We start from the raw sequence: 1,795 nt of genomic DNA, 5'->3' as shown, positions 1-1,795 counted from the left end.
AAGAAGTCGCTATTTTTTCTATTGTACTCAGTAAAATATTGTCAGTCAAAATATAGTGTGATTGTTTTGAATGTTTAAGAGTGGTTTTATGGTTGGTTGTTTTGGGTTTTTAAGGGTTGACTATGTATTATCTTATGAGTTTATTAGAGACCTACCACCAAACCTACACCTACGACATAGGTAATAATTTAACTCACATCTCACACCAAGCCAATAGTAGTGCTTGGCAACAAACCATCGCTATCCATCCTAACAACAATCGTGGCACTGAAACCCAACAGAGTGCTACTGACTTTGATGCTAATGGTAATCTATTGGGTTTGAATAATATCGGCAACTTAGAATGGCACTACAACAATACCTTAAACAAACTTATTCAAACAGACAAAACCAATGCCACAGAGTATTGTGTTTACGACTATCAAGGCAGACGAATTCGCACTGTGCTTAAATCTAACAATCAAGTGCAAAACCAAAGAGACTATTTGCCTTCACTAGACCTTTCAAGCAATCAAGCAAAACAACAAAGCAGCACCCTGCACATTGGCACCCACATCCTCAGTGAAAGTAGCAAAGACAACGCGCAAACCCGCTACCAACTCACCAGCCACCTACAATCCAACACTTTAGAGCTGGATGACAAAGCCCAAACCCTTAGTTATGAACACTACTACCCTTATGGCGGCACCGCCATTATTGCTGGCAAGGACAAAACCGAAGTCCAACAAAAACGCTATCGCTATACCGACAAAGAAAGAGATGATAATAGTGGTTTATATTACTATGGCGCCAGATACCTAGCCCCATGGCTAGCCAGATGGATAAGTCCTGATTCGCAAGGTGTCGATGGTTTGAATTTGTATACTTATGTGGGCAATAATCCCCTTAAATATATAGATCCGACAGGGCATGTTAAAGTGACTCCAGTCGACATGGGTTTGGCGGATTATGAGATAGACATACTAAGTCCTATTGAAGGTACTTATCAGAATAATAATTTGTTTGATTTTCCCGAATCGTATGAAAGACTGGAGAATATTGTCAAGTCTTATCCTGCTGATAAATTTAACTTGTTAGAAGCTCACACCATGTTTTCCACACAATCAAACGACAGTAAGGGGGCGCTAACAATTAAAGCACATTCTTATCCGCCTGCTGATGTTTTTATTAATGTTATGAACTTCTCCACAGGAGAGTTAAATTTTAATTCACATTTTAAAAATGAAGATATAAGTCTTCGTTCAGGCTTGAACGCAACAGAAGTAACAGCTTACCAATATTTAGGGATGACAAAAATAGCGGGAGCATTAAACATGCTGCCTACAACAATTTTAAATAAGAGTATAACAAATGATAGCACGCAAGAAGCAATAAAGATTTATAAAGCCGATAGAGATTACCCAAGATTTTATCGTAATTTTCTTATCAAGAGTGATAATGGTAGATTTTCTTTAAGAGTTGTTAATACTTTTAGTCTTGAGACAACCTCTATAAAATTGGAGAAAACTGGTCTTGATGTTCGCTTATATTTAAAACCAAAAATGCCCTTAATACCCGCTGAAAAACCATTGCCACCTCGTGGAGATATGCATGAGCATTTTGGCATCTGATAATATATTGCCTGGAGTAAGATAGCAAATGGTCCGCCGAATAATAAGAGTAATAAGATACTATCTTAAAAGTCAACCTTTTTTTAACTTTTATTTGTCATTGACTTTTAGGCAACAGAGTTGCCCTTGGGGTTTCACCCCAAACCCCGTCATCAATGCAAAAGCAAGCCAATTTAATCACTATT

1 protein-coding gene is annotated in these 1,795 nt (G+C 37.7%); it reads left to right on the top strand.

Annotated elements, in window-relative coordinates; all coding sequences use genetic code 11:
* Positions 1-134 precede the first annotated feature (134 nt).
* A complete protein-coding gene (locus BBROOKSOX_RS12355; RefSeq protein ID WP_257607865.1) occupies positions 135-1,610 on the top strand; it encodes an RHS repeat-associated core domain-containing protein in 1,476 nt (491 codons plus the stop codon).
* Positions 1,611-1,795 lie beyond the last annotated feature (185 nt).

It is taken from the genome of bacterium endosymbiont of Bathymodiolus sp. 5 South (assembly GCF_900128535.1).
Classification (GTDB): domain Bacteria; phylum Pseudomonadota; class Gammaproteobacteria; order PS1; family Pseudothioglobaceae; genus Thiodubiliella.
The sequence above is the reverse complement of the archived record's forward strand: the minus strand, read 5'-3'. Positions and strand labels throughout refer to the sequence as shown.

Excerpts from the sequence above, each read along its gene's own strand:
- BBROOKSOX_RS12355 (WP_257607865.1), top strand. The coding sequence starts at position 135 with ATGAGTTTATTAGAGACCTACCACCAAACCTACACCTACGACATAGGT.